Genomic DNA, 23,814 nt, shown 5'->3' on the forward strand with positions numbered 1-23,814 from the left:
TCACTCTCAGGAGACTGGCGATGCTGGCGATCATTGGTGGGACCGGTCTGACCGAGATGGCGGGGCTGGAAGTGGTCAAGCGGCATTCCGCGGAGACGCCGCTGGGCGCGGCGTCCGCAGGGGTTATGCAGGGCAAGCTGAAGGGTCAAGACATTCTGTTTCTGGCCCGCCATGGTCATCCGCACAAGTTGCCGCCGCATCGGGTCAACTACCGCGCCAATCTATGGGCGCTCAAGCAAGCTGGCGCCACCGGTATTGTCGGGATCAATGCGGTGGGCGGCATCGACCCCACGCTGCAGCCCGGGGCGCTGGTGGTGCCGGATCAATTGATCGATTACACCACAGGGCGCGAGTCCACCTATTTCGACGGGCGCTTTCGGTCCTTGAAACACATCGATTTTTCCTGGCCCTACGACAATGACTTGCGGGATGTTCTGGTGATGGCAGGCAAGCAGGCCGGTGAGACAATTGAGGACGGTGGCGTTTACGGCTGCACCCAGGGGCCACGCCTCGAAACCGCCGCCGAGATTGCCCGCATGGCGAGGGACGGCTGTCGGTTGGTGGGAATGACCGGCATGCCGGAGGCGGTTCTAGCGCGTGAACTGTCGATTCCCTATGCGTGCCTGGCGCTGGTGGTCAATCCCGCCGCCGGCGTGGTCGAGAGCGAGATCACCATGGCCGAGATCGAAGCGGCCCTCGAGAACGGCATCGATCGTGTCAAGCGAGTGATCGACGCGCTGCTGACGACATGAGCGAAGCCGCCCGACAGCCTTGCTGTCGGGTGGCTTGGAGTGCGTGACGACTCCTACTTCAACCCCAGCTCGTGGGTCGCTTCTTCACGCATCTTGAACTTCTGGATCTTGCCGGTCACGGTCATGGGGAAGGCATCGACGAACTTGACGTAGCGCGGCACCTTGTAGTGGGCGATCTGGCCCTTGCAGAAGCTGCGCAGGCCTTCCTCGTCGAGGGTTTCGCCGTCGACCAGCTTGACCCAGGCCATGATCTCCTCACCGTACTTCTCGTCAGGCACGCCGATCACCTGCACGTCGGAAATCGCCGGGTGGGTGTAGAGGAAATCCTCGATCTCGCGAGGATAGACGTTCTCGCCGCCTCGGATGATCATGTCCTTGATGCGCCCGACGATGGTGGTATAGCCTTCATCGTCCATGATCGCAAGATCGCCGGTGTGCATCCAGCCGGCCGGGTCGATGGCCTTGTCGGTAGCCTCGCGATTGTCCCAGTAGCCGAGCATCACGCTGTAGCCGCGAGTGCAGAGTTCGCCTTTCTCACCTCTTGGCACCACCGCCCCGGTGGAAGGGTCAACCAGCTTGACCTCGATGTGCGGATGGATCGTACCCACCGTGGTGACACGCTTCTCGAGCGGGGCATCGGTCTGGGTCTGCAGGCTGACCGGACTGGTCTCGGTCATGCCGTAGCAGATGCTGACTTCCTTCATGTGCATCTTGTCGATGACCTGGCGCATCACCTCGATGGGGCAGATCGAGCCGGCCATGATGCCGGTACGCAGCGAGCCCAGATCGAAATGCTCGAATTCCGGATGTTCGAGTTCGGCGATGAACATGGTGGGCACGCCATACAGGGCGGTGGCTCGCTCTTCGCTGACGGCCTGTAGCGTCGTCAGGGGATCGAATCCGTGATCAGGATAGATCATCGCGGCACCGTGGGTCATGCACCCCAGGTTACCCATGACCATGCCGAAGCAATGATACAGCGGCACCGGGATCACCATGCGATCCTCGTTGGTCAATCCGATGCGCTCGGCGACGAAGAAGCCATTGTTGAGGATATTGTGGTGCGATAGCGTCGCGCCCTTGGGGGCACCAGTGGTGCCGGAGGTGTACTGGATATTGATCGGCTCATCGAACTGTAGCGTGGCCTGCAGCGCCGCCAGCTCCTCGGTCGTTATCTTGTCCGACTGCTCGAGCAGCGTCTTCCAGTGCATCATGCCGGGTAGGGTGAGAGCGGCATCGAGACAGATCACCCGCTTCAGACTGGGCAGGCGTGTGCTGCTCAGCGTGTCGGACGAAGCGCTGGCAAGCTCCGGCGCTAACTCACTGATCATGTCGACATAATTTGATGCCTTGAACTCACCCTGCAGGATCAGAGTCGAGGTGCCGGACTGGGTAAGGGCATACTCGAGTTCATGAGTGCGGTAGCTTGGATTGATGTTGACCAGTACCGCACCGATCTTCGCTGTGGCGAATTGCGTGATCGCCCACTCGGCACAGTTGGGCGCCCAGATGCCGACGCGCTCACCCTTGGTCACGCCAATGGCGAGCAGGGCGCGGGCAGCACGTTCGACCTCGATGTGCAGCTCTTGCCAGGTATAACGCAATTTCTGGTGGCGGCTGATCAGTGCATCCCGCTCGGGATGGCGCTCGACGGTCTCGTCGAAGCAGTCGCCGATGGTCTGGCCCTTGAGCGGCAGCTCACTGATGCCGCTGGCATAACTGAATGATCGAGTAGAGACAGTAGAATTAGTGGCGTGCTGGGTCATGGTGCTTCCTGCTTGTTGTTGGCAGTGGAATGCCTCGTGCATGACAAAGACGATTCGTATCGTGATTCAACGTTTGCCGCGGGCTGCCTCGAGCAGTGCAAGGGATTCGCGACAGCGTGTTTCGACCTCATCGAGTTCTCGTTGCAGTATGCGGATGTCTTCCAACTGTTGTTGCATGGCCTCGCGCTTCTCACTGAGTATGTCGAGAAGAAGCTGCAACTGTCGTTCATCGCCATCCGGGGCGTGATCGTAGAGCTGGATCACCTCGCGGATCTCCGCCAGGGAAAATCCAAGACGCTTGCCGCGCAGGGTCAGTTTCAACCGCACCCGATCCTTCTCATGATAGACCCGAGTTCGGCCGCGGCGCTCTGGTGTCAGCAATCCTTCCTGTTCATAGAAACGGATGGTGCGTGGCGTCACCTCGAAGATCTTGGCAAGTTCGCCAATCGTATACTGACGTCGCGACAAAGAGCGGCGCTGGGTAGAGCCGTGCTGAAGAGCGTTGCGCGGGGACACCTCGGACATGCTGCTATCCTTGACGTAGTGGGTGACGTGTTATCGCCATTGTTTTCCCGGTGGGGCTAGGCTAGATCAGCTTGACGTTAACGTAAAGTAGACCAAGCGATAGCTTTCATGCCGGTCGACAGATGCTAGGTTGTATAGATGATGCAATCCTTGTTGTGTATTTGCTTGCGCTAAGAGAGGCTGCCATGGATTTTGCCCTTAACGAGGACCAACGCGCACTGCAGCAGGCCGCTGCAGACTTCGCTCGAGTCGAGCTCGCCCCTCATGCCGCCGAATGGGATGCGACCTCTCATTTTCCTGTGGATGTGATCAAGCGAGCCGGTGACGCGGGATTTCTGGCGATCTACATCGATGAAGCCCACGGAGGCTTGGGCTTGTCGCGGCTCGACGCCTCCCTCATCTTCGAACAATTGGCCCAGGGGTGTATCTCCACCACCGCTTATCTGACCATTCACAACATGGCCAGTTGGATGATCGCCAACTGGGGCAGCGAGATCTTGCACGAAGCCTGGCTGCCCGCCCTGATTAGCGGTGAGCGTCTGGCTTCCTATTGCCTGACGGAACCCGGTTCTGGGTCGGATGCCGCTAACCTGCGCACCAAGGCGGTGCGGGAAGGCGATGAGTATGTGATTTCCGGTAGTAAGATGTTCATCTCCGGCGCCGGAGAAACCGACATGTTGGTGGTCATGGCCCGCACCGGGGAGCCGGATTCCGGCGCCGGAGGCGTGACGGCCTTTGCGGTACCCGCAGACAGCGCCGGGGTCGAATACGGCAAGAACGAAGACAAGATGGGCTGGAAGAGCCAGCCGACCCGGCTGGTCAGCTTCGATGGCGTGCGGGTGCCGGCAACTCATCGTCTTGCCGAAGAGGGCGAGGGGTTCAAGCTGGCCATGAAAGGGCTCGACGGTGGACGGTTGAACATCGCCAGCTGCTCCCTGGGTGCTGCCCAACACGCCTTGTCGCTGTCCCGGGAATATCTGCATGAGCGTAAGCAGTTCGGCAGTGCGTTGGCGTCGTTCCAGGCCCTGCAATTCAAGTTCGCCGACATGGCCACCGAACTGGTCAGCGCACGCCTGATGGTACGTCACGCTGCCTGGCGTCTGGATCATAACGATCCCCAGGCTCCGGCGCATTGCGCCATGGCCAAGCGCCTGGCGACGGATATCGGCTTCAATGTCTGCAATGAGGCTCTACAGCTGCACGGCGGCTACGGTTATATCAAGGAATATCCGCTGGAACGTCTGGTACGCGATACCCGAGTACATCAGATCCTCGAAGGCACCAACGAAATCATGCGCTTGATCGTCGCCCGCCGCCTGTTCGCAGAAGGCGCCATCGATGCCTTGCAGCAATGAATCCATTATTTTGGCAGGGAAGCATTTCGCATGTCTGAATCTCTCGTCCTGTTCAATGAACTATCGACTCGAGACGGTGGCGCTATTGCCATCGCTACTCTGAACGCTCCCAAGTCGCTCAATGCGCTGTCCCTGGAGATGATCGAGCAGCTGAGCGCCAGGCTCGATGCCTGGGCCGAGGATGACCGGATCAAGGTCGTATGGCTCGAAGGCGCCGGCGACAAGGCGCTATGCGCCGGTGGCGATGTGGTGGCGCTCTATCGCGCCATGACCGAGGCACATCATGTGGATGAGGCGGCTGCCTTCGCCGAGACCTATTTCACTGCAGAATATCGACTCGATCACCACATCCACACCTACCCCAAGCCGTTGATCGTATGGGGCAATGGCATCGTCATGGGCGGTGGCCTGGGCTTGATGGCGGGCGGCGGCCAACGGGTGGCCACCGAATCAACGCGCATCGCCATGCCCGAGATCACCATCGGGCTGTATCCGGATATCGGCGCCAGTTGGTTCCTCAATCGTATGCCCCCGGGGGTAGGGGCTTATCTGGGTCTGACCGGGGCGCAGCTCAATGCCCGGGATGCGCTTGATCTTGGTCTGGCGGATCGCCTGATTCCTCATGCCCGGCGTCAGGAAGTGCTCGATGCCTTGGTGGACGCGGATCTCGGTGCACCGGAAACCGACCTGCGCCGCGTGCTTCGGGATTTCGAAGCCCGGGATGAAGCACCCCAGGCTCAGGTGATGCCGCGTCTCGACAAGATTCAGTCCCTTGTCGACGCCGCCACGGTCACTGAAGCGGTCACACGTATTCTCGATGATGATGATGCCGACGAGTGGCTTGCGGCCAACCGCCAGCGTTTGGCCGTGGGTTGCCCGATGAGTGCTCATCTGGTCTGGCGCATGCTGGCGCGTCATCGTCATGCCAGCCTGGCGGAGGCTTTCCGTGATGAACTCAACCTGTCCGTGCAGTGTTGTCGCCATGGAGAACTCGCCGAAGGGGTGCGTGCCTTGCTTGTCGACAAGGACAAGAATCCGCGCTGGTCACATGTCGATGTGGCCAGCGTCCCGGAGCGCGACGTCGAGGATTTCTTGAGTTCGCTGTGGTCGCCGCAAGCGCATCCGTTGCGCGATCTATAGTCCTGCAACGTCAGCCCAGCAACGTTATTGACAACAAGAGTGTTTAAAGGAGACCCGCCATGAAAATCGCCTTCATCGGTCTGGGCAACATGGGCACGCCCATGGCCACTAATCTGGTCAACGCAGGCCACCAGGTCGTGGTCTTCGATCTGGTCGAGTCCGCCATCCAGACCCTGAAAACCGCTGGCGCGCAAAGTGCCTCTTCCGCAGCGGAAGCGGCTCGCGGTGCCGAGGTTATCGTATCGATGCTGCCCGCCGGTGCTCATGTGAAAGGGCTTTATCTCGGTCAGGAAAATCAACCGGGATTGCTCGATGCGCTTGACGGCAAACCGCTGATCATCGATGCCTCGACCATTGCCCCGGAGGACGCGCGCCTGGTCGCCGAGACGGCTCGCGAACGCGGTCTGAGTTATCTCGATGCCCCGGTTTCCGGTGGCGTCGGCGGTGCCAAGGCCGGCACCTTGACCTTCATCGTGGGGGGCGACGAAGCAGGCTTCGAACAGGCCAAACCGGTGCTCGAGGCGATGGGCAAGAATGTCTTTCATGCCGGTGAGAGCGGTGCGGGTCAGGTCGCCAAGATCTGCAACAACATGCTGTTGAGCATTCTCATGAGCGGCACCGCCGAGGCCCTGGCTCTGGGCGTCAAAAACGGTCTCGATCCGGCGGTATTGTCCGAAATCATGAAGCAAAGCTCCGGTGGCAACTGGGCGCTCAATGTGTATAACCCCTGGCCGGGGGTCATGGAGAATGCACCGGCCTCCAACGACTATCAGGGCGGCTTTCTGGTCGACTTGATGACCAAGGATCTGGGCCTGGCCTGGCAGATGGCGCTGGAGTCCAAGGCGGCGGTGCCCATGGGATCCCAGGCGCGCAACCTGTACGTGCAACATGCCGCCCAGGGGAATGGTCGACTCGATTTCTCCAGCATTCAGCGCTTTTACCGCGCTGGGGAGGAATAACAGGACGATGAAGCCCCTGCGCAAGAGTGTTGCCGAGCTGGTCGCCGAAGCGGAAACCGAGATCGAGACCCTGACCGCCGAAGAAGCCCTGGCCCTTCACGATCAGCCCGGCGTGACCTTCGTCGATATCCGAGATATACGGGAATTGGACAGGGAGGGTCGGGTGCCCGGCGCGGTACATGCCCCCCGGGGCATGCTCGAGTTCTGGGTCGATCCGGATTCCCCCTATCATCGCGAGGTGTTTGCCCGAGACGATCGTTTTGTGCTGTTCTGCGCCAAGGGTCAGCGCTCGGCCTTGGCGACTCAGCAGCTGCAGCGCATGGGGTTCGGGCCGATCTGCCATGTGGGCGGCGGGTTTTCGGCCTGGCGCGGTGCCGACGGGCCCATCGAAAAGTGAGCGTTGTTCGAAATGCATCTCGCTCACCGACTTTTTACGTAAAGCTTATATCAGTTGGTTGGGATTTTGGTTTGGGATAAAGCCCCACCGCCGGGCACAATAGCGGCTTTGCCTGATTGCATAACAGAGAGCCTGCATGCGTTCTTCCGTTCAGCCCGGTGATTCTTCTTCGGCAGCGTCTGCCAACCCTCTACTGACCGGGCCGATCGCCTCCACCCTGTTTAAAAAATCGCTACCGGTAGTGGCGGGCTCGATCGCGATGCTGATGTTCAACCTGGTGGATGCCTGGTTCATTGCGCGACTGGGTACCCAGCCCCTGGCAGCGGTTTCCTTTACCTTTCCGGTTTCCTTTGCCGCCATCAGTCTGGCAATCGGCATGGCCATCGGGACCTCGGCGGTGGTCGCGAGGCGCTTGGGGCGTGGCGAGGTAGAAACGGTGCGCCGGCGTGCCACGGACGCCTTCCTGATGGCGCTGCTGGTCGGCGTGGTGGTGACATTGGTCGGGCGGGCGAGTGTCGTGCCACTGTTCACGGCTCTGGGCGCCGACCAGGCCTTGATGCCCTATATTCGTGACTACATGAGCGTCTGGTACCTGGGCGCGGCGTTCGTCATTGCGCCTCGGGTGCTGAGTAGCGTATTGCGCGCTCAAGGCAATACGGTGGTGCCAGGGTTGATGATGGGCGGCGCAGCGGTACTCAACGCCATACTCGACCCTGTGTTGATTTTCGGTCTAGGGCCTGTCCCGGCGCTGGGCGTAAGTGGGGCGGCACTGGCCACGGTCATCAGTTGGGCCGCCATGACCCTGGCGTTGTTCGCTCAACACGATCTACGCAGGATGATGGATCTGGGCGGGTTCAAGCTCGCCGCGTTGATCGAGTCCTGGGGCGAGCTGGGCAAGATTGCACTGCCGGCGGCGATTACCAGTATCTTTACCCCCATCGCCATGGCACTGGTGACGCGCATCGTCGCGGATTACGGTCATGCGGCGGTAGCGGCCTTTGGGGTCGGTACCCGCATCGACGCCATCGCCCAGATCGCCGTGCTATCGTTGTCGATGACTCTGTCTCCTTTTGTCAGCCAGAACCATGGCGCCGATCAACCCGATCGAGTCAAACGGGCGATTTTAGGCTGTTTCGTTTTCGTGCTGGTCTGGCAGCTTGGGGTATGGATCGTACTGCAGTTGCTGGCGCCCTGGCTGACCAGCAGCTACGCGCAGAGCCCGGAAGTGGGGGAGGTGCTGCGGCTGTTCTTGTGGTGGGTGCCGTTGGGATTGGGCGCGCAGGGCGTGGTGATCCTGACCAACTCCTCCTTCAATGCGCTGCATCAGCCCCGGCGCGCCCTGGAGCTTTCCGTGGTGCGGTTGTTCGTGCTCTTCGTGCCCCTGGCCTGGCTCGGAGGTTACTTGCAAGGGCCGCTGGGCATCTTCCTCGGCATGATGTCCGCCAATCTGATCATGGCGCTGATCTCCTGGCATCAGATGCGGCGCACACTGCGCCAGCGGCTGAAGGTGTGAAAAACATGCCTTCTACAAATCGACAGACTGCATGAAGTTTTCTAGTAACTTGCGATAAAGGCTTGCCGCCGGAAAGCCCGCAGACCAAGCACCTTTACCGAGGGCTGAAACGCCGCTGCAGTCCGGTTTCCGCGATCATGCGGGTCGAGATTTCCTCGATGGAGAAACGGGTCGTGTCGATGAAAGGCACATGATAGCGCCGGTAGAGCGCCTCCGCCTGTTGCACTTCCTGAAGGCACTGATCGATGGAGCAGTAGCGGCTATTGGGCCGGCGCTCGCTGCGAATCGCCGATAGCCGCCTTGGGTCGATGGTCAGTCCGAATAGCTTGTGACGATGGGGGGCCAGCGCCTTGGGCATCTTGAGGGTGCCGTCTTCGTCGAGGTCGTCCTCGGTGAGCGGGTAATTGGCGGCACGGATACCGAACTGTAGCGCCAGATAGAGTGAGGTAGGCGTCTTGCCGCAGCGGGAAACCCCCACCAGAATGATATCCGCCTTGTCATACTGATGTACCCGGGCGCCGTCATCGTTGTCCAGGGCAAAATGCACCGAGTCGATGCGATGCATGTAGACCTCATCCTTGCCGATGGCATGAGTGCGGCCCACGGAGTAGGAAGAGTGGGTATGCAACTCTTCTTCCAGCGGGGCAAGGAAGGTAGTGAAGATATCCACCTTGAAGCCTGGTGCCTGGGAGATGACTTCACGAATCGACTCATCAACGATGGTGTCGATGATGATCGGCGTCTCTCCGTCCTTCGCTGCGGTGGCTTCGATCACCGTGGCCAGATTATGCGCCTTCTCCGTCGAGTCGATATAAGGTTTGGTCACCATGATGATCTCGACGTTCTCGAACTGGGCTAACAGGCTACGGCCTAGAGTCTCGGCGGTGATGCCGGTTCCATCGGAAATGAAGAAAGCGGTGCGCGGCATGGCGTCTTCCCTTGTATGTCCACTTGGCGGCGATAGGCGATATGCCGCGTATTGTCTCGGTTCGTCTGCATGGCCACAATCACTTTCCAAGATCATGGAGGCTTTTGCCCCGAGACTACAATAAGGGTGCAAAAAGCAGCGGTGTTGTAAAAATACTCCAGTGACTTCGCTATTAGACTAATGGCGAATAAGACTCGTGATTTGCTAGGGTAGCCAACATCCGAAAAAGCATGTCCTGCCTATCGTCGCATTGTATGCCGATAAGATTTTCTCGCAGGGCACTCGTTGCATCACGATCTAGGGGGTCTCTTGGAACAATACATCGAATGGTTCGATCGTCTTGGCATGAACGATGTCGAGCGGGTGGGAGGCAAGAATGCCTCCTTGGGCGAGATGATCTCCAATCTGGCCGACGCCGGAGTCACTGTACCCGGAGGCTTCGCCACCACTGCCTTCGCTTATCGTGAGTTCCTGGCCCATGAAGGACTCAATGAGCGCATCAACGATGCTCTGAATCGACTCGATGTGGACGATGTCAACGAGCTGGCACGGGTCGGCGCCGAGATTCGTCAGTGGGTCATCGACACACCGCTGCCGCCGGCCTTCGAGAAAGCCCTGCAAGAGAGCTATCACGAGCTCGAATCGCGTCATGAAAACCTCAAGGTGGCAGTGCGCTCCTCTGCGACCGCAGAGGATCTGCCGGATGCCTCCTTCGCTGGTCAGCAGGAGACCTTCCTCAATATCGAAGGCTTCGATAACGTCAAGCGTGCCGTACATGAGGTGTTCGCCTCCCTGTTCAACGACCGGGCGATCTCCTATCGCGTGCATCGCGGCTTCGATCACAGCCTAGTAGCGCTCTCCGCCGGTATTCAGAAGATGGTGCGCTCCGAGACCGGTGCTGCCGGGGTCATGTTCACCCTGGATACCGAGTCCGGCTATCGCGACGCGGTGTTCGTTACCGGCTCCTGGGGGCTGGGTGAAACGGTGGTTCAGGGAGCGGTCAATCCGGATGAGTTTTATGTACACAAGCCGACTCTGGCTGCCGGACGCCCCGCCGTGCTGCGTCGCACTCTGGGATCCAAGCTGATCAAGATGACCTATACCGACGATGCAGCGGCGGGTCGTTCCGTGCAGACCATCGATGTGCCGGTGGCGGATCGCGCACGCTTTTGCATCGACGATCAGGACGTCATGGCCTTGGCGCGTCAGGCAATGACCATCGAGCAGCACTATGGCCGCCCCATGGATATCGAATGGGCTCGGGATGGTGACGATGGCAAGCTCTACATCGTTCAGGCTCGTCCCGAGACCGTGGTCTCCAAACAGGAAGGCGGCAAGCTCGAGCGTTTCCAGCTCAATGAGAAAGGGCGCTTGCTGGTCTCGGGGCGGGCCATCGGTCAGCGCATCGGCCGTGGTGCGGTCAAGGTCATCGAGACCCCGGAGCAGATGGACAAGGTTAATCCCGGCGACATTCTGGTCACCGATATGACCGACCCGGACTGGGAGCCGGTGATGAAGCGTGCTTCCGCCATCGTTACCAACCGGGGCGGACGCACCTGCCATGCGGCGATCATTGCCCGGGAGCTGGGTATTGCCGCGGTAGTGGGGTGTGGTGATGCCACCCAGGTGCTTGCTGATGGTCGCGAGGTGACGGTCTCCTGCGCCGAGGGTGATACGGGTCATGTCTATGAAGGCTTGCTCGACTTCGACTGCAAGACCTCCAGTGTCGATGCGATGCCGGAAATCCCCTTCAAGATCATGATGAACGTGGGTAACCCGGATCGCGCCTTCAACTTCGCTTCCCTGCCCAACGCCGGTGTTGGTCTCGCGCGGCTGGAGTTCATCATCAATCGCATGATCGGAGTACATCCCAAGGCCTTACTGGATTACGCCACCCTGCCTACAGACCTGCAACAGGTCATCGATGCGCGCACCGCCGGTTATGATGACCCGGTGAGCTTCTATGTCGACAAGCTGGTGGAGGGCATCTCGACCCTGGCGGCGGCGTTCTATCCCAAGCGGGTCATCGTGCGCATGTCGGACTTCAAGTCCAACGAATACGAGAATCTGATCGGCGGCAAGCTCTACGAGCCCGGTGAAGAGAACCCGATGCTGGGCTTCCGTGGCGCCTCGCGCTATATTTCCGAGTCCTTCCGTCCCTGCTTCGAGCTGGAATGTCAGGCGATCAAGCGGGTGCGTGACGAGATGGGGCTCGACAATGTCGAGATCATGATTCCCTTCGTACGCACCACGGACGAAGCGCGAGAGGTCGTCGAGCTGCTCGGTACAGCCGGCCTCAAGCGTGGTGAGCGTGGTTTGAAGATCATCATGATGTGCGAGCTGCCGGCCAATGCGCTGCTGGCGGAGGAATTTCTCGAGCACTTCGACGGCTTCTCCATCGGCTCCAACGATCTGACCCAGCTGACTCTGGGGCTCGACCGGGACTCCGGCATCGTGGCCCACCTGTTTGACGAGCGTAATCCGGCGGTGAAGAAACTGCTGGCGATGGCCATCGCCGCCTGCAAGGAACAGGGCAAGTACGTGGGCATCTGCGGCCAGGGGCCCTCGGATTACCCGGAGCTGGCCAAGTGGCTGATGGAACAGGGGATCGATTCGGTGTCGTTGAACCCGGATGCGGTGCTCGAGACGTGGTTCATGCTTGCCGGTGAAACCATGGCCTGATCGCCTTCACAAGCAAGAAAAGTGCGCCCAGTCTATCCTCGAATAGGCTGGGCGTTTTCGTTGTCGCTATCAGCCACTATTAAGAGCGCAGCCAGTTGCGCAGCTTCAGCAACAGCAATTCCCCATCGCTGAGTGCAGCGCGTTCATTCAGCACTTCGCCGAGCAGATCGGGCCGGTCGGTGATGATGTTGTCGACGCCCAGGTCGATCAGACGCGACATCTCCGCTTGTCCATTCACCGTCCAGGTATGCAACTGATACCCATGCCGCTGAGCCGCTCTGATGGAGGCCGGCGTTACTCGGTTATGGCGCAAGCCAAGCGCGTCGAATAAACGCCTATCCATGCCCCCTCGCACCACGAATTGAGCGAAAAGCGTGGTGCGCAACTCAGGAGCGATACGTTTGGCTTCTTTGAGTGCCGAAGGAGAAAGCGATGCCAGAACGATGTCGTCACGAGGTACCGATGACAGGCTATCGATCACTGCGGTTGCCAGTGCCTCTTCGTCTCCGCGTGCCGGTTTGAGTTCGATGTACAGCTTGATGCGATCTTGGGTCATGGCGATGACTTCGTCGAGGGTAGGAATCCGTGCACCAACGAACACATCACCGAACCAGCTACCGACATCGATCTGACGCGCCTCTTCCAGCGTCATGTCGGAGAGGGATTGCTCGAGTGCCGTCAGTCGACGAAGACTATTGTCGTGGGCCACGACGACATGACCGTCCTGGGTCAGGCGTACGTCGAATTCGACATAATCCGCACCGTCCTCGATGGCTTGTTCGATCGATGCCAGAGTGTTTTCCGGTGCCTTGAACGAACTGCCACGATGGGCGGTGATACCGACCCGGTCACGAATCTCGAAACTGGTGAGCGCCATTGCTGCCTGGCTCAGCGCCAGCACCAGAACAATCGCTTCCGCGCCCCAGGCCACCCAGCCCGGATGACTGCCTTTGGACGGTGCTTGGGGTTTGGGTTGTTGATGAGCAAGGCGCAGATAGAGGCAGGTGAGCAGGAGACTGTTGATCGCCACACCCACGAAGGTGGCGGCGAGGGTCAGCAGGGCATAGGTGGTGAGGTAGGCCAGCATGGCGGGAATCAGCACCGCGCTACGCTCCGGCAACCATCCCAGTGAGGGTGTGATCAAGGCATCGAACAGGCTGGTGATGACGACCGGCAGGGCAATGATCACCATGATCGACATGATAATCGGCAGTGCCAGCCGTTTCTTGACGCCTCGGGTAAGCTCGCGGCTCCGTGCCAGGGCGCGGCGGGCAGACACACTCTCGAGGATCAACACGGGCAGGGCCAGGGACCAGCGTAGATAAAGACGCGCCGCGAACCACAGCCAAAGCAGAACGAAAGGCAAACCACTCGCCAAGAACAGCCACCACTCCTGAGGTTTGACGCGCAGCACGTAGTAGCTTTCCATGCCACCGAGCAGCCATTGGTAGAGAAGAACCAGGGCGATGAGCAAGGGTAAGGCGAGTAGCAGATGTGTACCGACCTGCAGCAGTGTCAGCGTGCCGATGGCAAAAAAGCGCCGGGCAACGCTCCATAGCGCTTCCAGCGCAGCCCGATAACGGCTGGCGTCAGGGCGCACCGCCACCAATAACATGCCGGCTTGTTGCAGAAATAGGATCAGGAAGGTGGCGCCGATGGCTGCCAGCAGCCATAACAAGCCAATCGGGGAAAGCGCGATATCGAGCAATTGACCATTGGTGAATACAGGTCGCCCAATACGTCTCAATAGTGCTGACAGGGCCGCCGCGGAGGAAGGTAGCAGCAAGGTAGTCGCCAGCAGCGTGAAGAACAGATGGTAGGCCACCAAGGGGCGCCAGTGTTCGCGTAACGAAACGATCACTGCCGTCAGTAAATGGTATGGCGTCAAGATAGGGGGCCGTTGAGGGAGCATGGAGCAAGCGTCTCATTCCATGCTCGTTATGACAAATAGCGTTAGAGAGAGCGCTGATAGTGAAGCGCTCGTTAAAATGTGCGATTCAGAACCTGTTTACGATCTAGCGAGCTAGAGTCAGACAAGGCGAATTCGGACGAAAAAACGGAGTTTACTGGTGTAAATGAGTATTTTGACCGGGCTCGCGCACGAGCCCGAATTTAACGACGTATGACCGACACGCAGCAGATCATAAATGGGTTCTCAGTCGTTCAACGCCAGGCGCTCCTCGGCAACCAGAATGCCGTTGTTATCGGCATATAACCATTGCCCTGGATGAATGGTCACGCCGGCAAAGGTGACGGAAAGATCACGCTGACCTTCACCACGTTTTTCGCTACGCCGAGGATGAGCGCTCAGCGCTTGAACGCCGAGTTCGATGTCGGCCAGTACGTCCACATCCCGCACACAGCCGAACATGAGAATGCCTGCCCAGCCATTGGCAGCGGCCTTTTCGGCGAGCATATCGCCGAGCATTGCGCAGCGCAGCGAACCGCCGGCATCCACTACCAGTACCGCGCCGTCACCGGGTTCATTTACGGCTTCCTTCACGCGAGAATTATCCTCGAAGCACTTGATGGTCTTCACGGGTCCATAAAAGGCGTCGATGCCGCCAAAATTGACGAATAAAGGATCGAGAATCTGAACGTCCGGGTACGCATCACAGATATCCGGGGTCACGATGGTAGGCATGGCATGATTCCTTGAGCGAGTGGGAATGGATTTACCACTGACAGGATTCCAGAAACGACAACGCCGGGACAAGCCCGGCGCAGCATCAATCGTGAATCCAGGCTTAGAAGCTGAAACCCGCCGAGGCGGTGAAGGTGTCGATCTGATAGTCACTGTCGAAATCGTAACGTTCGTACTCGGCCCGCACCAGGAACGGATCGAAATTGAATTGGGCGCCGGCGCCATAGACCGGATCGGTGCCATCCTGATCATCCAGATCGATACTGGCGTTGCCCAGGTTGCCATCGACATCGGTTTCCCACTTGGCGATACCGGCCTTGGCAAACAGCGTGAACCAGGAAGTAAGAGGCAGCTGACCCACGGCGCTTATGCCATATGCATCGGATTCCAGGTCGGTATTGGCATTGTTGCTGCCTTCCAGACGTGTGCGGCCAAGATCTGCATAGAACAGCTCGGTGGCAAAATAGGGGTTGAACTCGTAGCCGACGAATCCCTTGAAGACGTTGTCGTCGTCGTCGTCGAGATCGAAGTCCTCGGCGCCGTCCGAGATGAAGTCACCCACTTCGTCATCATCGTTTTCCAGAGAGCTGAAACCCGTGCCGACGCCCAGGTACAGACCATCTGCGTTGGGTGCGGCCAGAACCGAAGGCGCAGCGACGAGCATGGCAGTAGAAGCACAAGAAGCGACAACCAGCGTTTTGAGTTTCATCGGTATTCTCCAAACATTCATCGTGAGGCGAGTCGTGATTATCAGATGACACGACGGACCCGCACTGATGGGACAGGAAAAGGCGTTCAATCAGGTAGGAGAACGCTAATGCGAACGCTGTTCGATTACAAGTCTTGAGGTGCGGGTATTAGTAAGTTTTTGTTACAAAAAAACGCCCCGATAACGGGGCGCTTCTGTGGTCGATTCGGAATCTCATGGATTCCATCGATGTTGCGAGCATCGGAATCGATGGGTCATGCTTCCTGTGCAACAGGAATCACGTTCGAGGCCGCCTTCTGAAACTCCTCGATTTCATGAAAATTCATGTACCGGTAGATCTCTCCGGCCATGGCGTTGAACTCGCCCATATAGCCCTGGTACTCCTCGGCCGTGGGGAGGCGACCCACGACAGCGGCGACGGCCGCCAGCTCAGCGGAGGCCAGGTACACATTGGCACCATCACCCAAACGGTTGGGGAAGTTACGGGTCGAGGTGGAGACCACGGTGGACTTTGGTGCTACGCGAGCCTGGTTGCCCATACACAGCGAACAACCCGGCATTTCCATCCGTGCGCCTGCGCGCCCGTAGATTCCGTAATAACCTTCCTCGGTCAGCTGATGCTGATCCATCTTGGTGGGTGGTGCCAGCCATAGACGCGTCTTAAGACTACCTGCCGGTTGCTTTTCCAGCAACTTCCCAGCAGCTCGAAAATGTCCGATGTTGGTCATGCAGGAGCCGATGAAGACCTCGTCGATGGTTTCGCCGGCAACCTCCGAGAGCAACCGCGCATCGTCCGGATCGTTGGGGGCGCACAGGACCGGCTCGGTGATCTCGCTCAGATCGATCTCGATGATCTCGGCGTACTCGGCATCGTCGTCGGCACGCATCAGACTCGGGTTGGCCAGCCACTCCTGCATGCCTTCGATGCGTCGCTCCAGTGTACGACGATCACCGTAGCCCTGGTCGATCATCCACTTGAGCAGCGTGATGTTGGAGGTCAAGTACTCGCTGACGCGCTCCTCGGAGAGCGTGATGGTACAGCCCGCGGCGCTGCGTTCGGCGGAGGCATCCGAGAGCTCGAAGGCCTGTTCGGCGGTGAGATCCTCGAGGCCTTCGATCTCCAGTACACGCCCCGAGAAGGCGTTCTTCTTGCCGGACTTCTCGACGGTCAGCAGTCCTTGCTTGATGGCATATAGCGGGATGGCGTGGACCAGGTCGCGCAGGGTGATGCCGGGCTGACGCTCGCCCTTGAAACGCACAAGCACCGACTCCGGCATATCCAGGGGCATGACGCCGGTGGCTGCCGCGAAGGCGACGAGACCGGAGCCCGCGGGAAACGAAATACCCATCGGGAAGCGGGTATGGGAGTCGCCGCCGGTACCCACGGTGTCCGGCAACAGCATGCGATTCAACCAGGAGTGGATGATGCCGTCCCCCGGACGCAACGACACGCCGCCACGATTCATGATGAAGTCGGGGAGGGTGTGGTGAGTTTCCACATCGACGGGCTTCGGGTAAGCCGCGGTATGACAGAACGACTGCATCACCAGATCCGCCTGGAAGCCCAGGCAAGCAAGGTCCTTCAATTCGTCCCGAGTCATCGGTCCGGTGGTGTCCTGAGAGCCGACGGTGGTCATTTTCGGCTCGCAGTACATGCCAGGGCGCACGCCCTCCATTCCGCAGGCCTTGCCCACCATCTTCTGGGCCAGAGTGAACCCCTTGCCGGTATCGACCGGTTGTTCCGGCGTCTTGAATACCTCGGAAGGCCCCAGACCGAGTTCGCTACGTGCCTTGTCGGTCAGGCCGCGGCCGATGATCAATGGAATACGCCCGCCGGCACGCACTTCGTCGAGAATGACGCGGGTCTTGAGCTCAAACGTGCTCAGCAGTTCGTCGGTATCGTGCTTGCAGACCTTGCCTTCATAGGGGTAGACATCGATGACATCGCCCATGGCCATTTTCGAGACGTCCATCTCGACGGGCAGGGCGCCGGCATCTTCCATGGTATTGAAGAAGATCGGCGCGATCTTGCTGCCGAAGAAGAAGCCGCCGGCACGCTTATTGGGTACGAAAGGGATGTCGTCGCCAAAGAACCAGAGTACCGAGTTGGTAGCGGACTTGCGCGAGGAGCCCGTGCCGACCACGTCACCGACATAGGCCACCGGGTAGCCCTTGGCCTTGACTGCCTCGATCTGCTCGAGGGGTCCCTTGGTGCCTGCTTCGAGCGGTTCGATACCCTCGCGAGGGTTCTTGAGCATGGCATTGGCATGCAGTGGGATGTCCGGGCGCGACCAGGCATCCGGGGCCGGAGACAAATCGTCGGTATTGGTTTCACCGGGCACCTTGAAGACTGCTAGCGTGATTTTTTCGGCTAGGGCGGGCTTGGCCAAAAACCATTCAGCTTCCGCCCAGGACTGGAGAACGTCCTTGGCAATGGCATTGCCGGCTTTGGCGCGTTCGGCCACGTCATGAAAGGCATCGAACATCAATAGGGTGTGCTTGAGCTGTTCGCCGGCTTCCTTGGCGAGCGCATCGTCATCGAGAAGCTCTACCAGGGTGGCGATGTTGTAGCCGCCCTGCATGGTGCCGAGAAGCTTGACCGCGTGGGTCTTATCGATCAGCGGTGACTGTGCTTCGCCCTTGGTGATGGCGCTCAGGAAGCCTGCCTTGACGTAGGCGGCCTCATCGACCCCCGGGGGAACACGGTCGGTAATCAGCTCCAGCAGGAACTGTTCTTCGCCCGCCGGTGGGGCCTTGAGCAACTCGATCAGTGCAGCGGTCTGCTCGGCATTCAGCGGCTTCGGCGGCACGCCTTCGGCAGCGCGTTCCTCGACATGGTGACGGTAGGCTTCAAGCACGATGGTGTCCTTTTCAGTAGTCGGAAACCCTACGAACCTGCCCATGACCCGCTGCGTGTCGGTCATACGTCGTTGAAACCGATCTCAGAATACTCATCTACTTCAGTAAACTCGAGCGCGAGCCCGGTCCTTTCTTCAATCGCTTTCGCCTTGTCTGACCCTGACTCGCCGGATCGTGAACGGTCCCTAGGCGAAATCACGACGATGGGGCGTCGTCGGCGCTGGCTGGGCGCTCGCATGGGTTTCGCAGTTAGGCGGGCGGATAGTACGTGAAATTGTCGACAATGTTAAGGGTGTTGACTCGTTAGCTAATTCGACTTTGGTTGGGTTCGGAATCACGCTTTTTACTTCTTTGCCGGTCGCTGACGCGGAGTTGGCGCGCTACCATGGGCCACCGAGGAGGACGTCATGGGACAAACGATCGTTTCGCCCTGCGTTGGACTCTGCTCCACCACCCTTGGAGACCCCGTATGTCGGGGGTGCCAACGTACAGAAGGCGAGATTCGCAATTGGTTCGGGTATGCCGATGAACAACGTCGTGCACGCATGGCCGAATTGGACAGGCTACGCGCCCGCGTCGCCGGCGATTTTCTGGAAGTCATGGATGCGAGTCTGCTGCAAAGCCAACTCGAGCGTCACCGTATTCGCTTTCGTGACGATCAACCGTCATTGTCTCGGGCCATCGAGTTGTTACGCGTGGGTCGAACGCGTATTCGTGTTCTTTCTCGTTATGGCTTGCGGCCCAGGGGTAAAGGGTTGCGACTTTCCGCCGATGAACTGCATGAGGCCATCACGCGTGCATTGCTTGCCAGTGCTGAATCGCGTCGCCTGAACCTGGAGCTTGACTGACCCGAGATGATAAAGACGACTCAGGAAACTACCGACACATTATTGCCTGCCGAACTGCTGGCATTTCTACCCTGTGCCACCCCTCGGGAATGGATCGACGCCGCACTCGCCAATCCTAGTCTGCTGCTGATCGATCATGCCCAGTGTGAGAAAAAGGCAGCGTCCACGGCCATGAGTCTGATGTATCGCTATGTCGAGCATCCGTTGCTACTGACCAAGATGTCGCAGCTCGCCCGAGAGGAGCTCTTGCATTTCGAGCAGGTCGTCAAGCTCATGGAGGGGCGGGGCATCGCTTACCGGCATATCACCGCATCTCGTTACGCGACGGGATTGCGCGACTGCATTCGCCGAGAAGATCCGCATCGTCTGGTCGATGTGTTGATCGTAGGCGCCTTCATCGAGGCGCGAAGCTGTGAACGTTTTGCCTGCCTGATTCCGCATCTGGACGATGAGCTAGGCAAATTCTATCGTGGACTGGTCAAGTCGGAAGGGCGTCATTACGAAGACTATCTCATGCTGGCGCGCCACTACGCCGATGAGCCCCTGGAGGCGCGCATTGCTTTCTTTGCCGAACGTGAACGTGCGTTGATCGAGGCACCGGATCCCATTTTTCGCTTTCATAGCGGTCTGCCGATAGCCGCTTGAATGAGCGTCGTGGTGACGAGCAAGAACCCGATGGCATCACGACAATGTAGGAAACCACAACAATGACACGCAATACATCCGCTACTATCCAGTTGACGCTATTCGGTCACTTTTCCCTAAGTGTCGATGAGGATGCCTTGACCCAATTCAGTTACGACAAGGTCAAGGCGCTGCTGGTCTATCTGTTGCTCAATGAGCAACAGGTCAATCGTGCGGCATTGGCGGAATTGTTGTGGCCCGATCAAGGACTTTCATCGGGGCGCACCAATCTGCGTCACGCCTTGCATTGCCTGCGCCAGAGTCTGGGCGAACAGGCGGATCAGGTATTGACGGTAACGCGTCAGACCATCGCCTTTCAGTTGCCCCAGGAATGGCACTTCGATCTCAACCAGGTGGATCGACTGCTGAGCGAGCCTGCCACTACACAAGGACTCGAAGAGCTGCTGGATCTCTACCGCGGCGATCTCGCCGAGGAGCTGCAGCTCAGCCAATGCACCGATTACCAGCGTTGGTTGGTACGTCTTCGCGGTGAATGGCGTCAGCGAGTCATTGCCTATGCCGAGAAGGTACTGGCGACCACCGATGAGCTGGACGACGAGCTTCTGCGCACCTTGGTCAGTCGTTTTTCCGGTTATGCTCCCTTCCATGAACGACTGATGCATCAGTTGATCGAGCATGACCAGCCCGCCGCCGCTCACGAGGAGTACAACGCCTATCTGCAACTGCTGGCGCTGTCGGGGCAACAGCCGGACCCCGGAATTCTGCATCTGGCGCGGCATTGGAGCGACAGTAGTGGTGATGTTCAACGGCCATCCTCACAAACCGCCTATGCTCGCACGCTCGATTCAGAGAGCGTTCCGCTGCTCGATGCGGAAATCGAGCAGCGTCAATTATCGGTCATGGCCATCAGGTTGCGGTTGCAGGACGAGCGCGATCAGCGCCACGAGGTACGCGCCTGTCTGACGTTGCAGATCGAATTGCTGCGCTGGCTTGAGCAGCAGTGCCATTATCTGGGTGGCTTCTGGTTACCCGGTGTCACTGGAGGAATGGGACTCGCTTGCTTCGGTACGCATGGGCCGGCCCATCAGCTTGCCGAACTGGTGGCCCTTTATGAACATTGTCGGCGTGCCTTGCCGGAGGAAGTCGCGCGTTACTGGACGGAAGAGACACCACAACCCTCCTTTGATCTGGCCGCAGGACTCGATAGCGGTCGCGTGGTTTATCTTCCCGAGCGACACCTGGTCGATCCCTTGGGGCAGGTTACCCAGCGTGCATTGGAGTTGATGGGGGCTGCGGAGGGCAGTGAGCTGGTGATTTCTCAGGTGGCCAGTCAGCACATGCCCCCGGCGCTGGATCTTCAGCCACGCCTGACGACACGCTTGCTGGTCTGCGATGGAAAGATACGTCTGCGAGCATTGGTGTTGGGGGTCAATGAACATGGGCGCAATGCACTGCAGCCGATTCTGATCGGACGCGAGAACGCCCTGCGCAAGTTGCGCGACGCGCTGGCCCGCGCCGGCATCGGTCTGCGCCAGAGCGTGCTGGTGCAGGGGGCTTCCGGTATGGGGAAATCGGCCTTGATGGTGGGGTTCCGTCAACTGGAACAGAGCCAGGACACCACCATCTGCTGGCAGTCCATGACCCGCATGTCAATGCGAGAGCCCTATGGCCTGGCTCGTTCATTGCTGCGCTGGTACGCCGACCGTGAGCCTGATTGCGACACATTGCAGATGCTTTTGAGCGACAGCGACGATGCGACGATTCTCGAGGATGCGCAGCGTTATGAACTGTTGCAGCAAGCGTTGCAGATGGTCCCGATCGAATGTAGCGAGGCAGGGGGGCTGCGTAATGAAACGATCGAGCTGGTCATCCGCTTGCTCCATCGGCTGATTGAACGTGCCACCCGAAATAGTCCGCTGGTCGTGATGATCGATGATCTGCAGTGGATCGATGAGCTCTCGCTCAAGATGCTGTCCGGGTTGCAGGCGCGCTTGCCGATCAATTGCCCGTTCTTGCTGGTGGCCAGCATACGGGGGCAGGAGCCGTTGCCCATCAGGCTGCACTGGGATCAACAGATCGTATTGACACAGCTGGATGCGGTTCAGGCAGCGCGCCTGTTGTCGCAGCTGGCCAAGCACTACCGTCTGCATCTCACGCCACGACTGCGCAATCAGCTGATCGAGCGTTGCGAGGGAGTGCCGCTTTATCTGCAGGAAGTCTGCCGACGCCTTGACAGCAATCGCCGTGAAGGGCGCAGCCTGCAGATCGATGAGTTGCCTCAGGGGTTGTTGGGGCTGCTCGCCAGTCGTATCGATCAGCTCGATAGCGACCGCTCGGTGGCCCATGCCGCCGCTGTGCTCGGTCGTCAATTCCGACTCGATTTTCTGCGTCACTGCAGCACCGTCGAACAGGCCCGGCTCAAACAGGGACTGGAGCACATGCAGCGTCTGGAGATCATCGAGCCCTGCGCCGCGCCAAGCGGACATGACTATCAGTTCACGCATCCCTTGCTGCATGAGGCCGCCTATCTATCCTGCCCGACCGATATTCGGGCAGCGATCCATCAGCAGGTGGTGACGCTGATAGAAGAGCATCACCCGATGTACATCAGCCGTCATCCCGAGGAGTTTGCCCTGCATCTGCAGCGCAGTGGATATCACGCCCGTGGGGCACGTTATTTCGAGCTGGCCGCCCGAGAGGCCTTGAAGGTGAGTGCCAACCGCATGGCCTTGCGCATGGCGGATGCGGGCCTCAAGAGCCTGCAGACTGTGCAAGGACAGGAAGAGCGTGAGATCAGTCTGCTCACCATCAAGGGACAGGCAGCCTTTGCGCTAGAAGGGCATGGCTCTCCTACAGCCCACGAAAGTTTCGTGCGTGCTCGGGAGGTGCTCGAAAGAGCGGCTTGCGTCGATGAGGAAACCGAGCTCGAGCAGCACTTTCTGGTCAAGTGGGGGCTTTGGGTGGGCTGCAGTCAACGCCATGCCAATGCGGACGCCTTTTCTCTGGCATCCGGTATGACGGCACTGGCACGACAGCTTCCCGATCCGCGCTATGCGCGCCTGGCCGAATATGCTCAGGCGCACTGCGAATACTGGGCGGGTAGATTGCGTCAGGCCCATGACCATTTGCGCGAAATCGATCCCTTGCATGAGCCGATGATGATCGAATGGCTGCCATTTTCGGATCATCCGCAGGTCGCGGCAGCCTGTTATCAGGGGTGGACGCTGTGCCTGTGTGGGGATTATCTGGCGGCGGAACAGCATGTGGAAGCCGCCATCCGATTGGCAGAGGATGTCAAGCATCCGGGCTCCCTGGCCATGGCGTTGATGTTCGCCGCCACTATTTATCGCCAGCTGGGTCACGTTCATCTGGCCGGGAGCCGAGCCGAGCGCGCCTTCGGGCTGACGCATACCGTCGATCTGCATCTCTGGCATGTCGGTGCGCAATGTACGCTGGGTTGGTACAAGACGATGCAGGGCGATCGATCCGGGCTGGTGACGATCGAAAGCGGGCTCGATGAGTTTGCCGAACTGGTGGGACGTGATCGTTATCAGCGTCCCAATCTATGGTATGTGGACGCCTGCCTGAGTCTGGACGAATTGACCAAGGCGGAGGATTATCTGGATCAATGTCTGCTGGTGGCGCGAGAGCGCAATTCACTCTACGTGCCCGAATTGTCAGTGCGTCTGGCCAGTGTTCGTCTCAGGCTGGAGCGTCCGGTGGAGTCGGTACGCAGTCTGGTTGAGCAAGCCAGAGCCCTGGCTCGCGAGCATGGCAATATTCATCATTTACTGTTTGCGCTCGAACTGTGGCTGGAGAGCATCGAGCCCGACGATCGTGAAGCCCGCGATGAATTCCGTCAGTTGCTGCACGACGTGCACAAGACCGATGCACCGGTACTGATGCGTTGGCGGTCACTGCTCGATCGCAAAGCGCAGCCTGGCAGGCGCCACCCCAGCCGCAGTGTCTGAGACCCGGATATTGCACCAGACATGCAAAAAGCGGCTGAAAATCGGTTATAATTCAAGCTCCTATACAAGAACCAACCGACTCAGCCGCCATGACAAAATGTACCACGCCGACCGCCGCCTT

17 protein-coding genes are annotated in these 23,814 nt (G+C 59.2%); 10 read left to right on the plus strand and 7 right to left on the minus strand.

The genetic code is table 11. The features are described from left to right. The first annotated feature begins 20 nt into the window (after nt 1-20). Nucleotides 21-752, plus strand: a complete 732-nt coding sequence (locus ACPF7Z_RS06740; RefSeq protein ID WP_425192467.1) for an S-methyl-5'-thioinosine phosphorylase — start codon at nt 21-23, stop codon at nt 750-752. 53 nt (nt 753-805) lie between these two features. Here the strand turns inward: ACPF7Z_RS06740 and ACPF7Z_RS06745 are convergent, their stop codons facing one another. Both ACPF7Z_RS06745 and ACPF7Z_RS06750 read right to left on the minus strand, forming a co-directional pair. Continuing rightward, a complete protein-coding gene (locus tag ACPF7Z_RS06745) occupies nt 806-2,518 on the minus strand; it encodes an AMP-binding protein (protein ID WP_425192468.1) in 1,713 nt (570 codons plus the stop codon). A 66-nt stretch (nt 2,519-2,584) separates the two neighbouring features. Beyond that, nucleotides 2,585-3,043: a MerR family transcriptional regulator gene (locus tag ACPF7Z_RS06750; protein WP_425192469.1), complete on the minus strand. Its 459-nt coding sequence runs from the start codon at nt 3,041-3,043 to the stop codon at nt 2,585-2,587. Nucleotides 3,044-3,228: 185 nt separating this feature from the next. Here ACPF7Z_RS06750 and ACPF7Z_RS06755 point away from each other — a divergent pair, with 185 nt between their 5' ends. The 5 genes from ACPF7Z_RS06755 to ACPF7Z_RS06775 all read left to right on the plus strand — a co-directional run bounded on the left by ACPF7Z_RS06755 (nt 3,229) and on the right by ACPF7Z_RS06775 (nt 8,407). Beyond that, on the plus strand, nt 3,229-4,398 hold the full coding sequence (locus ACPF7Z_RS06755) for an acyl-CoA dehydrogenase family protein (RefSeq protein WP_425192470.1): 1,170 nt from the start codon (nt 3,229-3,231) through the stop codon (nt 4,396-4,398). A 30-nt stretch (nt 4,399-4,428) separates the two neighbouring features. Beyond that, the gene (locus ACPF7Z_RS06760) at nt 4,429-5,538 is read left to right on the plus strand and encodes an enoyl-CoA hydratase/isomerase family protein (RefSeq protein WP_425192471.1); all 1,110 of its coding nucleotides are present in this window, start codon (nt 4,429-4,431) and stop codon (nt 5,536-5,538) included. Nucleotides 5,539-5,597: 59 nt separating this feature from the next. After that, nucleotides 5,598-6,497, plus strand: coding sequence for a 3-hydroxyisobutyrate dehydrogenase (gene mmsB, locus ACPF7Z_RS06765; protein ID WP_425192472.1), 900 nt, complete (start codon nt 5,598-5,600; stop codon nt 6,495-6,497). A gap of 7 nt (nt 6,498-6,504) precedes the next feature. Continuing rightward, complete coding sequence (locus ACPF7Z_RS06770; RefSeq protein WP_425192473.1) at nt 6,505-6,894, plus strand: rhodanese-like domain-containing protein; 390 nt, start codon at nt 6,505-6,507, stop codon at nt 6,892-6,894. Nucleotides 6,895-7,030: 136 nt separating this feature from the next. Further along, nucleotides 7,031-8,407, plus strand: a complete 1,377-nt coding sequence (locus ACPF7Z_RS06775) for an MATE family efflux transporter (RefSeq protein ID WP_425192474.1) — start codon at nt 7,031-7,033, stop codon at nt 8,405-8,407. A gap of 94 nt (nt 8,408-8,501) precedes the next feature. Here the strand turns inward: ACPF7Z_RS06775 and ppsR are convergent, their stop codons facing one another. Then, nucleotides 8,502-9,335 (minus strand): posphoenolpyruvate synthetase regulatory kinase/phosphorylase PpsR, encoded by an 834-nt coding sequence (gene ppsR, locus ACPF7Z_RS06780; RefSeq protein ID WP_425192475.1) that lies wholly within the window; start codon nt 9,333-9,335, stop codon nt 8,502-8,504. Nucleotides 9,336-9,644: 309 nt separating this feature from the next. On the opposite strand from ppsR, the gene ppsA reads away from it, so the two are divergent. After that, entirely contained in the window at nt 9,645-12,017 is a 2,373-nt protein-coding gene (gene ppsA, locus ACPF7Z_RS06785) for a phosphoenolpyruvate synthase (protein WP_425192476.1), read from the plus strand. Nucleotides 12,018-12,096: 79 nt separating this feature from the next. Here ppsA and ACPF7Z_RS06790 read toward each other — a convergent pair whose 3' ends face one another. From ACPF7Z_RS06790 to acnB, 4 genes are all read right to left on the minus strand, one after another. Beyond that, nucleotides 12,097-13,929, minus strand: coding sequence for a glycerophosphodiester phosphodiesterase family protein (locus tag ACPF7Z_RS06790; protein ID WP_425192477.1), 1,833 nt, complete (start codon nt 13,927-13,929; stop codon nt 12,097-12,099). Nucleotides 13,930-14,172: 243 nt separating this feature from the next. After that, nucleotides 14,173-14,661 (minus strand): ribonuclease E activity regulator RraA, encoded by a 489-nt coding sequence (gene rraA / locus ACPF7Z_RS06795; protein WP_425192478.1) that lies wholly within the window; start codon nt 14,659-14,661, stop codon nt 14,173-14,175. Between the two features lie 103 nt (nt 14,662-14,764). Beyond that, nucleotides 14,765-15,370 carry a porin family protein gene (locus tag ACPF7Z_RS06800; RefSeq protein WP_425192479.1) on the minus strand — a complete coding sequence of 202 codons (606 nt, stop codon included), beginning with the start codon at nt 15,368-15,370 and terminating at the stop codon, nt 14,765-14,767. 254 nt (nt 15,371-15,624) lie between these two features. After that, nucleotides 15,625-18,228, minus strand: a complete 2,604-nt coding sequence (acnB, locus tag ACPF7Z_RS06805; protein ID WP_425192480.1) for a bifunctional aconitate hydratase 2/2-methylisocitrate dehydratase — start codon at nt 18,226-18,228, stop codon at nt 15,625-15,627. A 408-nt stretch (nt 18,229-18,636) separates the two neighbouring features. Between acnB and ACPF7Z_RS06810 the strand changes: the two genes are divergently transcribed. From ACPF7Z_RS06810 to ACPF7Z_RS06820, 3 genes are all read left to right on the plus strand, one after another. After that, the gene (locus tag ACPF7Z_RS06810; RefSeq protein ID WP_425192481.1) at nt 18,637-19,077 is read left to right on the plus strand and encodes a DUF1289 domain-containing protein; all 441 of its coding nucleotides are present in this window, start codon (nt 18,637-18,639) and stop codon (nt 19,075-19,077) included. Between the two features lie 6 nt (nt 19,078-19,083). Next, nucleotides 19,084-19,722 (plus strand): tRNA-(ms[2]io[6]A)-hydroxylase, encoded by a 639-nt coding sequence (locus tag ACPF7Z_RS06815; protein WP_425192482.1) that lies wholly within the window; start codon nt 19,084-19,086, stop codon nt 19,720-19,722. 62 nt (nt 19,723-19,784) lie between these two features. Continuing rightward, on the plus strand, nt 19,785-23,693 hold the full coding sequence (locus tag ACPF7Z_RS06820) for an AAA family ATPase (RefSeq protein WP_425192484.1): 3,909 nt from the start codon (nt 19,785-19,787) through the stop codon (nt 23,691-23,693). Nucleotides 23,694-23,814: the final 121 nt, after the last annotated feature.

The sequence above is a fragment of the Halomonas sp. GXIMD04776 genome (genome assembly GCF_049808615.1).
Lineage (GTDB): Bacteria > Pseudomonadota > Gammaproteobacteria > Pseudomonadales > Halomonadaceae > Modicisalibacter.

What these genes read in the sequence shown, in the direction of transcription:
- mmsB (WP_425192472.1), top strand. Translation starts at nt 5,598, where the DNA reads ATGAAAATCGCCTTCATCGGTCTGGGCAACATGGGCACGCCCATGGCC.
- ACPF7Z_RS06745 (WP_425192468.1), bottom strand. Translation starts at nt 2,518, where the DNA reads ATGACCCAGCACGCCACTAATTCTACTGTCTCTACTCGATCATTCAGT.
- ACPF7Z_RS06750 (WP_425192469.1), bottom strand. Translation starts at nt 3,043, where the DNA reads ATGTCCGAGGTGTCCCCGCGCAACGCTCTTCAGCACGGCTCTACCCAG.
- ACPF7Z_RS06760 (WP_425192471.1), top strand. Translation starts at nt 4,429, where the DNA reads ATGTCTGAATCTCTCGTCCTGTTCAATGAACTATCGACTCGAGACGGT.
- ACPF7Z_RS06810 (WP_425192481.1), top strand. Translation starts at nt 18,637, where the DNA reads ATGGGACAAACGATCGTTTCGCCCTGCGTTGGACTCTGCTCCACCACC.
- ACPF7Z_RS06820 (WP_425192484.1), top strand. Translation starts at nt 19,785, where the DNA reads ATGACACGCAATACATCCGCTACTATCCAGTTGACGCTATTCGGTCAC.
- ACPF7Z_RS06755 (WP_425192470.1), top strand. Translation starts at nt 3,229, where the DNA reads ATGGATTTTGCCCTTAACGAGGACCAACGCGCACTGCAGCAGGCCGCT.
- ACPF7Z_RS06800 (WP_425192479.1), bottom strand. Translation starts at nt 15,370, where the DNA reads ATGAAACTCAAAACGCTGGTTGTCGCTTCTTGTGCTTCTACTGCCATG.
- ACPF7Z_RS06740 (WP_425192467.1), top strand. Translation starts at nt 21, where the DNA reads ATGCTGGCGATCATTGGTGGGACCGGTCTGACCGAGATGGCGGGGCTG.
- ACPF7Z_RS06815 (WP_425192482.1), top strand. Translation starts at nt 19,084, where the DNA reads ATGATAAAGACGACTCAGGAAACTACCGACACATTATTGCCTGCCGAA.
- rraA (WP_425192478.1), bottom strand. Translation starts at nt 14,661, where the DNA reads ATGCCTACCATCGTGACCCCGGATATCTGTGATGCGTACCCGGACGTT.
- ppsR (WP_425192475.1), bottom strand. Translation starts at nt 9,335, where the DNA reads ATGCCGCGCACCGCTTTCTTCATTTCCGATGGAACCGGCATCACCGCC.
- ACPF7Z_RS06790 (WP_425192477.1), bottom strand. Translation starts at nt 13,929, where the DNA reads ATGCTCCCTCAACGGCCCCCTATCTTGACGCCATACCATTTACTGACG.
- ACPF7Z_RS06775 (WP_425192474.1), top strand. Translation starts at nt 7,031, where the DNA reads ATGCGTTCTTCCGTTCAGCCCGGTGATTCTTCTTCGGCAGCGTCTGCC.
- ACPF7Z_RS06770 (WP_425192473.1), top strand. Translation starts at nt 6,505, where the DNA reads ATGAAGCCCCTGCGCAAGAGTGTTGCCGAGCTGGTCGCCGAAGCGGAA.